Here is a 12,810-nt window from a genome sequence, read left to right as displayed (position 1 = left end):
CCGTCGTCCCTGCGCAGGCAGGGACCCAATGTTGCATCCGTCTCGATGACGCAAGCAGACATTGGGTCCCCGCCTGCGCGGGGACGACGAGTTGGGAAACGCTTACACCATCGGCGGATCCGTCTCGCGCACGAACACGCGGTGGCTCGCCAGCGCCGTCTTGAACGCGTCGACCGGGGCGTCGACCAGCAGGCCCGGGTCGGCCGAGCCGTCCGGCAGCGCGGACGGGACCATCGCCTTGGCCAGCAGCTGGGCGCCTGCGCCCAGCACCAGGATGGTCTTGCAGTGGCGGTACTGTTCGCGCACGAAGTCGATCGCCTGGGCGTTGCGCGCCAGCGCCTGCACGGCCTGGGCGCCGTCCGGCACGATCATCGCGTCGAACAGCACCGACGGCGCCGCTTCCAGCGTCACCTCTACGTCCAGCGCATCGCCGTTGGCGGCCGGCAGCTTGCCCAGCATATTGCCGACCAGGCGCGGCACGGCGCCGTCGTCCAGCAGCGACTGGTACAGGGCGCGCACCTGGGTGGCGTCGCTGTCGCGGCCCACCAGGATGGCGACGCGGCGGGTGCGGATGCCGGTCTGGCCCGGGCGCGCCAGCAGCGACAGCGCCGGCGACGGGGCATAGCTCGGCACCGGCGCATCGAGGGCGCGCGGCAGCGGATCCGGCACGTCCATGCCGAGGCCTTCGGCGACCTTGGCCACCAGGTCCGCGTCGATATTGGCCAGCAGCGCCAGGATGCGCTGGCGCACGGCCGGGGTCTGCACGCGGGTCAGCTCGAAGCGGAAGGCGTTGGCGATGTGGGCCTGCTCGACCGGGGTCTGGCTCTGGTAGAACAGGCGCGCCTGGCCGTAGTGCTCGGCGAACAGTTCCGGGTTGCCGCGCACCTTGTCCTCGGTGGTGAAGCGTTCCGGGAAGCTCGTGAAGCCCATGCGGCCGGCCTGAAACGGGCAGCCGCCGCCCAGCGAATTCGGCTCGTAGTTGACGCGTCCGCGGTGGATGGCCTGGCGGTGGAAGCCGTCGCGCTGGTTGTTCTGGATCTGCACGATCGGCGAGTTGATCGGGATCTCGTGGAAGTTCGGGCCGCCCAGGCGGGTCAGCTGCGTGTCCAGGTAGGAGTGGTTGCGGCCCTGCAGCAGCGGGTCGTTGGTGAAGTCGATGCCCGGCACGATGTGCGCCGTGCAGAACGCCACCTGCTCGGTCTCGGCGAAGAAGTTGTCCGGGTTACGGTTCAGCACCAGGCGGCCCACCGGGGTCAGCGGCACCAGCTCCTCCGGCACGATCTTGGTGGCGTCGAGGATATCGAAGGGGAAGGATTGCGCCTGCTCCTCGGTGAAGATCTGCAGGCCCAGTTCCCACTCGGGGAAGTTGCCCGACTCGATCGCTTCCCACAGGTCGCGGCGGTGGAAGTCGGGGTCGGCGCCGGAGATCTTCACGGCCTCGTCCCACACCAGCGAGTGCGTGCCCTGCAGCGGGGTCCAGTGGAACTTCACGTAGCGCGACTCGCCCTGGGCATTCACCAGGCGGAAGGTGTGCACGCCGAAGCCCTGCATGGTGCGGTAGCTGCGCGGGATGGCGCGGTCCGACATCACCCACATCAGCATGTGCGCGATTTCCGGCGACAGGCCGGCGAAGTCCCAGAACGTGTCGTGGGCGGTGGCCGCCTGCGGCATCGCGTGGTGGGGTTCCGGCTTGGCCGCGTGCACCAGGTCGGGGAACTTCATCGCGTCCTGGATGAAGAACACGGGGATGTTGTTGCCGACCAGGTCCCAGTTGCCTTCGTCCGTATAGAACTTGACGGCGAAGCCGCGCACGTCGCGCGCGACGTCGGTCGAGCCGCGCTCGCCGGCCACGGTCGAGAAACGCACGAACACCGGCGTGCGCTTGCCCTTGGCGGCGAACGGCGCGGCGCGCGTCAGGGAACTGAAGTCATCGTAGGCTTCGAAGAAACCGTGCGCGGCCGAGCCGCGCGCGTGCACGACGCGCTCGGGAATGCGCTCGTGGTCGAAGTGGGTGATCTTCTCGCGCAGGATGAAGTCTTCCATCGCGGTCGGGCCGCGCAGGCCGATCTTCAGCGAGTGCTGGTTGTCGGCAACCGGCACGCCCTGGTTGGTGGTCAGGTGGCGGTCGGCCGGGTCCACGCGCACGCGGTCCAGCGGCAGCACGGTGGCGTTCTCGCCTTCCGGCGGCTGGCCGCTGCCGACCTTGGCCGAGCTGGCGACCTCGGTGCTGGTGCTGCCGGTGGCGGCGTGGGTGGCCGGCTTGGCGTGAGCGCCTTCCTGCGGCACGCGCGACGCGTCGCCGTATTCGGCCGGCTTGTTCGGATTGAACGGCATGGCGGCCGCCAGGTTCTTCTCGGCGGCGACCTTGTCGAACAGGCGGTCCTCGACGGGATTGTGGGGCGTGACGGCGGGCGGGGTCGGGTCCGACGGTCCTGCCATGGTGCTCAGCACGGAGCCTGCGCCGTCGGGCTTGCCTGTTGCCGGGGTCTTGCTGTTGGAAGTCATCCTGTCCTCGCTGGTTGGTTGTCGGTTCTTGTTCAACAACCACGTTAGCCCAGGAAGAGCGAACGCTACGTTAGCGCGCTAACGTAGCGTCGATGTCAGCATTGAATCATTCCTATCATTGCGATAGCTTTACCTTATATGATTGCTATCATCGACCGGCCAGGCCGCGTCGGTCTTTCAACGGGGCAATCTCCTTGTCGAACCACACGTCGATCATGCGCTTTTCGTAGCGCAGCGGTTCCGTGTCGAAGTAGCGGTTGAAGTTCTGCTGGTAATTCATGTCCGACAGCTTGGCGTCGCCGCTCTTGATCACGTTGCCGTCCTGCTCCAGCGTGTAGTGCAGGTCCATGCGCGGCCAGTCGGCCATGCCCTTGAGCACGCGGATATCCTTACCGGCGCGGGCGTTCGGATACAGGCGTCCGGCCGGGTCGAAGTCGGTCACCTCGATGCGCAGGTTCTGGCCCGGCGGCAGCGACTTGCCCAGCTCGACGAAGTGGTCGGTCACCTGCTGCAGCACTTCGTCGCGTTCCCAGGTGGCGAACGGCAGGTCGTAGAAGGTTTCCGGTTTCACGTAGGTCACCGTGACGTCGGCGAACGCGCTGCCCGCGCCCAACGCCAGCAGGCCCGCTAGGGCCGCCTTCTGCATGAACGATTTCATGGTCATGTCCTTTTCTCGCAATGGGGTATCTGGACACGAATATACGCCTGTTCGCACGGCGGTGTCCGTCGCCGGAACGTCAAACTTTGTATCGAATGTTAGGCCCCGCACCGGCAATTCAAGAGCCCGCTCGCAGAATGGGGACAGAGGAGAACGCCATGCCCGAAGGCCCATCGCTGGTCATGCTGAAGGAACAGACGGCCCGTTTCGTGGGCCAGGAGATCGTGCGCGCCGAGGGCAATACCTGGGCCATCGACACGTCTCGCCTGGTGGGCCAGCCCGTGCTGTCGCTGCGCACCTGGGGCAAGCACTTCCTGATCCAGACGCCGGCCATGACGGTCCGCATCCACTTCCTGCTGTTCGGCACCTACCGCATCGACGAGCGCCGCGACAAGGTGCCACGCCTGTCGCTCGGTTTCGCCGACGGCGGCGAAATCAATTTTTATGCGTGCTCGGTGAAGGAATTCGACGGCGACCTCGACGCCGACTACGACTGGGCCGCCGACGTCATGTCGGACGACTGGGATCCGGCGCGGGCCCGCAAGAAGCTGCGGGCCGCGCCGGAGACGCTGGCCTGCGACGCCCTGCTCGACCAGGACATCTTTTCCGGCGTCGGCAACATCATCAAGAACGAGGTGCTGTTCCGCATCCGCCTGCATCCGCTGTCGACGGTGGGCAGCCTGCCCCCGGCCAAGCTGCGCGCGCTGGTGCAGGAAGCCCGTCAATACAGCTTCGACTTCCTCGGCTGGAAAAAGGAGGGCGTGCTGAAGCGGCATTGGCTGGCGCACAACCAGAAGACCTGCCCGCGCTGCCACATCCCCTTCCACAAGGCCAATCTCGGCAAGACCAAGCGCCGCAGCTTCTGGTGCGAACGTTGCCAGAAGCGCTACGGCTGAGCCGCTGCGGTGCGTCCGCACCAGCGCGGCGCCGTTCGTGACCCATCCGGACGCACGCGTGGTGCCTGTCGCAAAATCCCGCATCCCGCGTGTTGCGACATTGTGACTTATTTCGGGTTCGGTTCAATATTTCTTGTTGTTAATGGTTACTGCCCATACTACAATCAAATTGCCGTAGTACTGCCCTAACGCAATCCCCTCTCTTTTCCCTAATTCACTCACGATACGGACATCGTTCATGTCATTCCTTTCTTCTGCTGCGCCCAAACTGGCTCCCTGGAAGGTCTTGCTGGTCGACGACGAACCGGACATCCATGACGTCACCAAGCTGACCCTGTCGCGTTTCCGCCTGGACGGACGCGCCCTGACCTTCCTGCATGCCTACAGCGGCGCCGAGGCGAAGGAGGTACTGGCGCGCGAGAAGGACATCGCGCTGGTGTTCCTGGACGTGGTGATGGAGCAGGAAGACAGCGGCCTGGAAGTGGCGCGATGGATGCGCCGCGACCTGGACAACCAGTTCACCCGCATCGTGCTGCGCACGGGCCAGCCGGGCCAGGCGCCGGAAGAACGCGTGATCGTCGACTACGACATCAACGACTACAAGGAAAAGACGGAACTCGATCGCACCAAGCTGTTCACGACGACCTTCGCGGCGCTGCGCGCCTACCGCGACATCATGAAGGTCGAGGATGCGCGCCGCACCCAGCAGAACTACCGCGAAGGCCTGGAACGCGTGATCGCCGCGTCGACCCACCTGTTCCGCCAGCGTAACCTGAAGGATTTCGCCAGCGGCCTGCTGCAGCAGGTCGTGGCCCTGCTGCGCCTGGAGCAGAGCATGCTGCTGCGCCTGGCCGGCGCCAGCGTGATCACGGGCGAGAGCAAGTACGAGGTGCTGGCCCGCATCGGCGACCTGGGCGAGCCCGACATCGGCCCCGAACTCGTGGCCCAGCTCGACGAGGCGCGCCACAACCGCATCTCCAAGCTGCACGGCGACACCTATGTCGGCTACTTCCCCAACAACAGCGGCAAGGCGTCCCTGCTGGTGCTGAAAGGCGTCGAGGAGATCTCCGAGATCGACGTCCAGCTGCTCGACGTGTTCTGCTCGGGCGTCGCCGTCGCTTTCGACAACATCCTGCTGAACCAGGAAATCACCGATACCCAGGCCGAGCTGATCCTGCGCCTGGGCGACGTGGTCGAATCGCGCTCGAACGAAGCGGGCAACCACGTGCGCCGCATGGCCCAGGTCTGCCACATGCTGGCGCAGGAATCGGGCATGTCGGAAGACGAGACCGCCGTGCTGATGCATGCCGCGCCGATGCACGACATCGGCAAGATCGCCACGCCCGACGCCGTGCTGCTCAAGCCGGGCCGCCTGACGCCTGAGGAATGGGAAATCATGAAGCAGCACCCGACCGTGGGCCTGCAGATCCTCGACGGTTCGCAGCGCCCGATCCTGAAGGCGGCCGCCGTGATCGCCCACCAGCACCACGAGAAGTACGACGGCAGCGGCTACCCGCAAGGCCTGAAGGGCGAGGACATCCACCCGTATGCGCGCATCGTGGCGGTGGCCGACGTGTTCGACGCGCTGACCCATGAACGCTGCTACAAGGAAGCCTGGCCGATCGACCAGGTGCGCGACTACCTGCGCGAGGTGGCGGGCAAGCATCTCGACCCGTACTACGTCGACCTGCTCGTCAAGAACCTCGACAAGGCGGCCGAGATCAACCGCATCTGGCCAGACTGACCACCGTTGCCCGGCGGGACAGCTGCCGTATTGTCGGGTACCATGCGGGACGGCGAACGAATCGCCGTCCGATCTACTCCGGCATGCCTCCAATGCGCATTCGAACCCGCCTCCTGCTCCTGATCCTCGCCGTGCTGGTCCCCGCTTTCCTGGGGGTCGCGCTGGCCGTCGGCTATGTCTATGTCGAGGAGCGGCGCGCGCAGGAAAACAGTGTCAAGGAGACGGTGCGCGCCTTTTCCCTGCTGGTCGATAACGAGCTGGAGACCAACGAGGGCATCCTGCACGCGCTGGCCGGTTCGCCCGCGCTGGCCGAGGGCGACCTCGACGAATTCTACCGCCACGCCCGGGCGACCGCCCCCCTGCGCGGCGGCGCCATCGCGCTGTACGACGCGGCCGGACGCAGGCTGCTCGACACGCGCGTCGCACCGGGGAGCGCGCTGCCGGAACGGCGCCTGGCCAATATCGACACGCTGGCACGCCGCTATGGCGCCGACCGCACGCTGGTGTCCGACGTGTTCGCGTCGCCGGAAGGCGGGCACCGCTTCGTGATCCAGGTCCCCGTCCACCTCGGCGGCCGCATTGCCTATTTCCTCAGCATGAGCGCGGATGCCTCCTCCCTGCAGAAACTGCTGACACGCCAGCGCTTCCCCGAGCAATGGCAGGCCGTGATCACCGACCGCCAGGGCCACATCGCGGCGCGCCTGCGGGACCCCGAACGGTTCCGCGGTCACCTGGTGGGCGACGCGGTGCTGCGCAGCTTCGCCGTGGTGGCGGAGGGCACCGTGTCCGCCAACAACCTGGCCGGCATTCCGATGCGCGGCTTCTTCAACACCGTGCCGGATTCCGGCTGGCACGTCATGGTCACGATCCCCCAGGCCGAGTTGCGCCGCGTCCCCCTGCATACCGCCGCCTTCCTCGGCGCCATCATGACGACGCTGCTGGTGCTGGCGGTGGCGGCGGCGCGCTGGTTCGGCCAGCGCGCCGCCGCGCCGATCGAATACCTGGGCCGCAGCGCCGAGGAGATGGGCCAGGGCCGCGAGATCGCCTACACGCCGCAGGGCGTGCTGGAAATCGATGCGGTGGCGCGGCGCATGGCCGAGGCCAGCCGCCAGATCGTGCGCGCCCAGGCCGAGCTGGAACGGCGCGTGGCCGAAGCGGTGGCGAACAGCGAGCGTGCCCAGACCGCCCTGATGCGCGGCCAGAAGCTGGAAGCGCTGGGCCGCCTGACGGGCGGCATCGCGCACGAGTTCAACAACCTGCTGCAGACCCTGACCACGGCGCTGCAGATGGCAGCCCTCACGTCCAACCAGCCCAAGGTGCAATCGCTGATCGAGACCTGCCGCCGCACCGTGGGCCGCGCCACCGCGCTGACGACGCGCCTGGGCTCCTTCGGCCGCGTGCAGGATGCGCGCCTGCTGACGGTCGACCCGGCCGACCAGGTACGCGGCTCGCTGCAGCTGCTGCGCGGCGTGCTGCGCCAGGGCAGCAGCCTGGAAGTCGATTGCGCCGAGGACGTGTGGCCCGTGACGGTCGACCCGCTGCAGTTCGACCTGGCCCTGCTGAACCTGACGATCAACGCGCGCGACGCCATGCCGGACGGCGGCCGCCTGGGCATCACGGTGCGCAACGTCACGCTGGAGCCGGGGGCGGAACGCGCGCAGGGGGCGCACGGCGACTACGTGCGCGTGAGCGTCTCCGACAGCGGCACCGGCATGCCGCCCGACGTGCTGGCGCGCGCCCTCGACCCCTTCTTCACCACCAAGGAACCCGGCCAGGGCACGGGCCTGGGCCTACCGCAGGCCTATGCCTTCGCGACGCAGTCGCAGGGCTGGCTCGCGCTGTCGAGCAGCGTCGGCGCCGGCACCACGGTCGACCTCTACCTGCCGCGCTCGCACCAGCCGCTGTCCCCGCAATCGCCCTCGCGCGGCGGCACCGAGGCGCCGCGCGGCGCCGGCCGCGTGCTGTTCGTCGAGGACGACGAACTGGTGCGCGAGACCGTCGTGCGCGGCCTCGAACAATCCGGTTTCGACGTGGTGGTGGCGCCGGGCGGCGACCAGGCGCTGGCCATGATCGAGGCCGGCCTCGATGCCGACGTGGTGTTCTCCGACATCGTCATGCCGGGCAAGGTGAGCGGCATCGACCTGGCCGGCATCCTGCGCGAACGCCGCCCCGGCCTGCCGGTGGTGCTGGCCACCGGCTATACCGACCAGCGCGTGGCCGTCCCCGGCGTGCAGGTGCTGGCCAAGCCCTACGAGATCGACCAGCTGGTCGATCTGCTGGCCGGCCTGGCCCGGCAGGAGTGAATCCGATGGCTACCTCGCTGCACCCCCTCCCCTTGCGCATCGGCCCCGGCGCCGACCTGCGCGCCGAACTCGCCGCCGTGACCGCCCGTCACGGCGTGGCCGCCGCCTTCGTCGTGCAGGGCATCGGCAGCCTGAGCGTGGCGCAGATCCGCTTCGCCGGCCGGCCGGATTGCACCGCATTGCACGGCGACCTGGAAATCGTCAGCCTGGGCGGCTCGCTGTCGCCGGACGGGCCGCACCTGCATATCGCCGTCTCCGACGCGGACGGGCGCGTGACGGGCGGCCACATGGGACCGGGGTGCATCGTGCGCACGACGGCGGAGGTACTGGTTATGCTCTTGCCGGATTTCCGCTTCAGCCGCGAGGACGATCCGGCGACGGGATATAAAGAGTTGTTCGTGAACCGGTGACGGTGCGTGGTGGGCACGTGGTGCCCACCAGCCCCCTCACGCCGCCATCAGCCTCGGCTTGTGCAACTTGCGCGGGAAACGCAGGTGATACTGCAAGCCCTTGCCCGGCTCGCTCTCCACGCGCAAGGTGCCGCCCAGCGCCCCCGTCACCAGGTTGTACAGGATGTGCGCCCCGAGGCCACTGCCGCCGCTGCCGCGCTTGGTCGTGAAGAACGGGTCGAACAGCTTGGCCAGCGTGTCCGCATCCATGCCGGCGCCGTCGTCGCCGTACTCGAACACCACCATCTCGTCTTCCAGGGCCGCGTGGATGCGGATATGGCCCGCCTGCTCGCGCTCGAAGCCGTGCACCAGGGAGTTCATCAGCATATTGGTCAGGATCTGCGACACGGCGCCGGGGAAGCTGTCCAGGACCAGGTCCTTGGGACAATCCACCTCCACCTTGACGGGCCGGCCTTTCAGCTTGGGCTGCAGCGACAGCAGCACCTCGTTCACGTAGGCGCCCAGGTTGAAGCTGCGGATATCGTCCGAGGACTGGTCCACGGCCACCTGCTTGAAGCTGCGCACCAGGGCCGCGGCGCGCTGGGTATTGGTGGTCATGATGCGCAGCGACTGGTCGACCACGTCGAGGAAGGCGTGCAGGCTGTCTTCCGTCATGGTGCCGTCGGCCAGTTCCTCGCGCGTGAGCTTGAGCTCCTGCACCAGGTGGCTGGTGGCGGTGACGCAGATGCCCAGCGGGGTATTGATCTCGTGGGCGACGCCGGCCACCAGCCGGCCCAGCGAGGCCAGCTTTTCCTGGCGCACCAGTTCCGACTGCGCTTCCTGCAGCTGGGTCAGGGCCCGGTTCAGCGCCGCGTTCTGCGCCTCCAGGCTTTCCTTGGCCTTGCGGATCGCGCGGTCGGCCTGCATGCGCGCGATCGCCACCGCCACGTGGCTGGCGATGAAGGCCAGCAGGTCCAGCTCGGCCTTCGAATACACGATGGTCGGGTCGTAGCTCTGCACCACCATCACGCCATAGGCCTTGTCGTGCACCAGCATCGGCGCCCCGATCCAGCTCGCGATGCCGACGTTGCCGAGCGGCTCGCGCACCTTGCCGGACGCCTGCAGGCGGGCGAAGCTGCCGGCATCGTGCAGCTGCGCCTGGCGCGTCTGTAGCACGTACGACACCATGCCGATGCCGAACGGGAAGCGCTTGTGCGGCGCCTCACCATCCTTCTCGTCGACGAAATACGGAATGCTGATCTCGCCCGAGTCCGGGTGCGTGAGGGCGATCAGGAAGTTCTTGGCCACCATCAGCTCCGCGATGATGCGGTGCAGGCTGGACGCCAGTTCGTCCGTCTCCAGCGCGGACGCGGACAGGTCGGCGATCTGGTACAGCGCGTGCTGCACCTGCTCGGCGCGGCGCCGCTCGGCCACTTCGCGCGCCAGCGCGCGGGTGCGTTCCTGCACGGCGCGCTCCAGCCGGTCCATGCTCTGCAGGCCCTGCAGCGCATTCGAGATGTGGTTGGCGATGAGGGAAAACAGCGCCTGGTCCTCGACGCTGTACGTGTGTTCCGGCAGGTAGCTCTGGACGACGATCACGCCCACCGCCTCGTGCTGCTGGTCCAGCAGCGGGCAGCCCATCCAGTGCTCGGCCACGCTGCCCGTGCCCCAGGTGCTGCCGTTCTCGCGCGCACGCTCCTCGGCGGACGTCATCGACAGCGCCTGCTTGTTCAGCAGTACCCAGGCCGTCGGCGACTGCTCGGGCGACGCCAGCTTCACCCGTTCCTGCGGGTCCGGGCCCTGGTCGCGCGTATCGACGAAGTAGACGAAGCGCACGGTGCCATCCTCGCGGTCGGCCAGGGCGACGTAGAAGTTTTCCGCATACATGATGCGGCCCAGCGCGCGGTGCACGGCGCCGATGAATTCGGTGATGTCGGTGCAGCTGGCGGACAGCTGCCCGATCTCGAGCAGCATCGCCTGGACGGCTTCCAGGCGGGCGAGACGGCTTTCCATGGTTCCCCTATCGGCACAATAATGCGTCAGGGAAATATTAGCAGCTCACATCGCCCGCGGGAGCATCTGTCGCGGAAATATCAACAGGAAATTGGATCCCCGCCTGGCGGGGACGCCTCTTCAGCGCGGCGCGCGGAAGTCGTTCTCGACCCAGGCCATGGCCGACGCCGGCGACAGCTTGAAGTTCGCCTCGACGCGCACCTTCGCCACCTGCTCGCCCATCTCGTCGATGGCGGCCAGCAGCGCGTACGGGTGGTCCTCGTCCGGCACGATGTCCAGCGTGACCTTCAGTTCGCCGTCGGCGGTGGACACCACGGTGCTCTTGTGCAGGATCGCGTGCAGGTGCTGCTCGTGGCGGCGGATGACTTCCGACGCCGTCTTGACCAGCGTGTTGAATGCGTTGACGTCGAGCGGCTTCGGGTTCTTCTTGTCGCGTCCCATGGTCCAGGGACCGACCAGGGCCGGTTCGGACTCGCCTTCCTTGTACATGGCGACGGCCCAGCCCTCGTCATCTTCGTTCTTGATGACGCGCGCGGTCCAGCCGTTGTCCTGCCACAGGCGTGCTTCCTGGACAGGCGCGTCGTTCTCGGGTGCTTCGTCGTCGTGTACTTCGTCGTTCATGGGTTCCATCGTGATCTGCGGGCCGTGCCCAAAGCCAGATCATAGGGAATTAGCGCCTGCCGGACAAGCGCCGCACCCCTGAATTTCCTCGCCTGACTCAGATGATGCGCAGGTCGGGACCGCGCGGCGGGACGATCGGCGGCCCGGGCGGCGTGCGCAGCGGGTCGATGGCCGGATTCGGGATGTGGCGGCTGGCCGGATCGTTGCGTGGATCGATGACGATCGGCGGGATCGCCGGCGGCGCGGAGGGCGGGTTCTTGTGGCCGCCCCGATCGAACCATGTCCGGCACGCGTGCTGAAGCAGTTGCATGGGACCTCCTGTGACAGAGCAGGCTGTCAGTATAGACCGCAGGTCCTGCATTGCAAGGCTTGATTTCCGGCAGCTTTTACCTTGCGTTCGCGCTACCGTTCGTCATGCCGGCGCGCCGTTCGGCCCCGCGGGAATGCAGCCTGTCGCACGCCGATGGAGGCGCCTGCCCGATACAGATACATTGTGACCATGCCGCCGACAAACGAAAGAACGGCACAACGCCATCAACGAGGAGCCATCATGAAAAAGACCGCCGCATTCGTCATCCTGTTCGGAGTTGCCCTGCTCTTGTGGAACCTGTTCGCCTGGCACGGCGACATGGCCTTCCACGTCAACGGCGACGACATCGACGGTCCGCTGGAAGGGCTGCTGGCGATGCTGTTCGCGGGCGGCGGCGTGCTGCTCGGCGGCGTGATCATGCTGACCGTGGGCGCGGTGCTGGCCGTGGTGTTCGCCGGCGTCGGCATCCTGTGCCTGGGCGGCATGGCGCTCGGCGCGCTGGTACTGGCGCTGGTGGTGTCGCCGCTGCTGCTGCCGCTGCTGGTGCCGGTGGCGATCGTGTGGTGGCTGGTGTCGCGCTCGCGCCGCAACCGGGTCATGTCGCAGCCGGTGTGACGCGTGCATGGTGGGCACGTCGTGCCCACCATCGTAGACCTCACCCCTTCTTGTGTTCCGCCGCGTACTGCTCGTAGCCGCGTGCCCGCAAGGCGCACGCGGGGCAGGTACCGCAACCGTGGCCCCAGGCGTGGGGCGCGCCCCGCTCTCCCAGGTAGCAGGTGTGGGTGTCGAAGCGGATCAGGTCGACCAGCGCTTCGCCGCCGCTTTGTTCCGCCAGTTCCCAGGTCTGCTTCTTGTCGAGCCACATCAGCGGGGTCTCGACCTTCAGGCGCGTGGCCATCCCCAGGTTGAGGGCCACCTGCAGCGCCTTCATCGTGTCGTCGCGGCAGTCCGGATAGCCGGAGAAATCCGTTTCGCACATGCCGCCGACGAGCACCGTCAGGCCGCGCCGGTAGGCGACCGTCGCCGCCACCGTCATGAACATCAGGTTCCGTCCCGGAACGAAGGTGTTCGGCAAGCCGTTGGCCTGCATCTCGATGGCGACGTCGCTGGTCAGCGCCGTATCGGAGATGCGTCCGATCAGCGACAGGTCGATCATGTGGTCCTCGCCCAGGCGCTGGTCCCACTGCGGCGACAGCGCGCGCATCTTGGACAGCACGGTCGGACGCACCTCCAGCTCGATCGCGTGGCGCTGGCCGTAATCGAAGCCGATGGTCTCGACGCGCTCGTAGCGCTGCAGTGCCCATGCCAGGCAGGTGGTGGAATCCTGGCCGCCGCTGAAAAGCACCAGTGCGGTATCGGGTTGATGCATGT

General features: G+C 67.3%; 11 protein-coding genes. 5 read left to right on the top strand and 6 right to left on the bottom strand.

Annotated features, from left to right (window positions below; all coding sequences use genetic code 11):
• Window positions 1–102: 102 nt before the first annotated feature.
• A complete protein-coding gene (locus tag ACI1V7_RS18890) occupies window positions 103–2,505 on the bottom strand; it encodes a catalase (RefSeq protein ID WP_404533308.1) in 2,403 nt (800 codons plus the stop codon).
• A gap of 148 nt (window positions 2,506–2,653) precedes the next feature.
• Entirely contained in the window at window positions 2,654–3,169 is a 516-nt protein-coding gene (locus ACI1V7_RS18885; RefSeq protein WP_404533307.1) for a DUF3016 domain-containing protein, read from the bottom strand.
• A 152-nt stretch (window positions 3,170–3,321) separates the two neighbouring features.
• Between ACI1V7_RS18885 and ACI1V7_RS18880 the strand changes: the two genes are divergently transcribed.
• From ACI1V7_RS18880 to ACI1V7_RS18865, 4 genes are all read left to right on the top strand, one after another.
• Window positions 3,322–4,059: a DNA-formamidopyrimidine glycosylase family protein gene (locus ACI1V7_RS18880; RefSeq protein WP_404533306.1), complete on the top strand. Its 738-nt coding sequence runs from the start codon at window positions 3,322–3,324 to the stop codon at window positions 4,057–4,059.
• 238 nt (window positions 4,060–4,297) lie between these two features.
• Window positions 4,298–5,803, top strand: a complete 1,506-nt coding sequence (locus ACI1V7_RS18875) for an HD domain-containing phosphohydrolase (RefSeq protein WP_404533305.1) — start codon at window positions 4,298–4,300, stop codon at window positions 5,801–5,803.
• A 92-nt stretch (window positions 5,804–5,895) separates the two neighbouring features.
• Window positions 5,896–8,106 carry a hybrid sensor histidine kinase/response regulator gene (locus ACI1V7_RS18870; protein ID WP_404533304.1) on the top strand — a complete coding sequence of 737 codons (2,211 nt, stop codon included), beginning with the start codon at window positions 5,896–5,898 and terminating at the stop codon, window positions 8,104–8,106.
• A gap of 17 nt (window positions 8,107–8,123) precedes the next feature.
• Window positions 8,124–8,516: a PPC domain-containing DNA-binding protein gene (locus tag ACI1V7_RS18865; RefSeq protein WP_404533438.1), complete on the top strand. Its 393-nt coding sequence runs from the start codon at window positions 8,124–8,126 to the stop codon at window positions 8,514–8,516.
• 36 nt (window positions 8,517–8,552) lie between these two features.
• On the opposite strand, the gene ACI1V7_RS18860 is transcribed toward ACI1V7_RS18865, so the two are convergent.
• The 3 genes from ACI1V7_RS18860 to ACI1V7_RS18850 all read right to left on the bottom strand — a co-directional run bounded on the left by ACI1V7_RS18860 (window position 8,553) and on the right by ACI1V7_RS18850 (window position 11,439).
• Complete coding sequence (locus tag ACI1V7_RS18860) at window positions 8,553–10,508, bottom strand: GAF domain-containing protein (protein ID WP_404533303.1); 1,956 nt, start codon at window positions 10,506–10,508, stop codon at window positions 8,553–8,555.
• 120 nt (window positions 10,509–10,628) lie between these two features.
• On the bottom strand, window positions 10,629–11,129 hold the full coding sequence (locus tag ACI1V7_RS18855) for a hypothetical protein (protein WP_404533302.1): 501 nt from the start codon (window positions 11,127–11,129) through the stop codon (window positions 10,629–10,631).
• Window positions 11,130–11,226: 97 nt separating this feature from the next.
• Window positions 11,227–11,439, bottom strand: coding sequence for a hypothetical protein (locus tag ACI1V7_RS18850; protein ID WP_404533301.1), 213 nt, complete (start codon window positions 11,437–11,439; stop codon window positions 11,227–11,229).
• A gap of 240 nt (window positions 11,440–11,679) precedes the next feature.
• Here ACI1V7_RS18850 and ACI1V7_RS18845 point away from each other — a divergent pair, with 240 nt between their 5' ends.
• The gene (locus ACI1V7_RS18845) at window positions 11,680–12,054 is read left to right on the top strand and encodes a hypothetical protein (RefSeq protein ID WP_404533300.1); all 375 of its coding nucleotides are present in this window, start codon (window positions 11,680–11,682) and stop codon (window positions 12,052–12,054) included.
• Between the two features lie 40 nt (window positions 12,055–12,094).
• Here ACI1V7_RS18845 and queC read toward each other — a convergent pair whose 3' ends face one another.
• Window positions 12,095–12,808 (bottom strand): 7-cyano-7-deazaguanine synthase QueC, encoded by a 714-nt coding sequence (gene queC, locus ACI1V7_RS18840; protein ID WP_404533299.1) that lies wholly within the window; start codon window positions 12,806–12,808, stop codon window positions 12,095–12,097.
• Window positions 12,809–12,810 lie beyond the last annotated feature (2 nt).

This window comes from Massilia paldalensis, from assembly GCF_044901715.1.
Taxonomy (GTDB): domain Bacteria; phylum Pseudomonadota; class Gammaproteobacteria; order Burkholderiales; family Burkholderiaceae_D; genus Telluria; species Telluria paldalensis.
This window is presented reverse-complemented; position numbering and strand designations above follow the sequence as displayed.

Excerpts from the sequence above, each read along its gene's own strand:
- ACI1V7_RS18880 (WP_404533306.1), top strand. The coding sequence starts at position 3,322 with ATGCCCGAAGGCCCATCGCTGGTCATGCTGAAGGAACAGACGGCCCGT.
- queC (WP_404533299.1), bottom strand. The coding sequence starts at position 12,808 with ATGCATCAACCCGATACCGCACTGGTGCTTTTCAGCGGCGGCCAGGAT.
- ACI1V7_RS18885 (WP_404533307.1), bottom strand. The coding sequence starts at position 3,169 with ATGACCATGAAATCGTTCATGCAGAAGGCGGCCCTAGCGGGCCTGCTG.
- ACI1V7_RS18890 (WP_404533308.1), bottom strand. The coding sequence starts at position 2,505 with ATGACTTCCAACAGCAAGACCCCGGCAACAGGCAAGCCCGACGGCGCA.
- ACI1V7_RS18875 (WP_404533305.1), top strand. The coding sequence starts at position 4,298 with ATGTCATTCCTTTCTTCTGCTGCGCCCAAACTGGCTCCCTGGAAGGTC.
- ACI1V7_RS18860 (WP_404533303.1), bottom strand. The coding sequence starts at position 10,508 with ATGGAAAGCCGTCTCGCCCGCCTGGAAGCCGTCCAGGCGATGCTGCTC.
- ACI1V7_RS18855 (WP_404533302.1), bottom strand. The coding sequence starts at position 11,129 with ATGAACGACGAAGTACACGACGACGAAGCACCCGAGAACGACGCGCCT.
- ACI1V7_RS18870 (WP_404533304.1), top strand. The coding sequence starts at position 5,896 with ATGCGCATTCGAACCCGCCTCCTGCTCCTGATCCTCGCCGTGCTGGTC.
- ACI1V7_RS18845 (WP_404533300.1), top strand. The coding sequence starts at position 11,680 with ATGAAAAAGACCGCCGCATTCGTCATCCTGTTCGGAGTTGCCCTGCTC.
- ACI1V7_RS18850 (WP_404533301.1), bottom strand. The coding sequence starts at position 11,439 with ATGCAACTGCTTCAGCACGCGTGCCGGACATGGTTCGATCGGGGCGGC.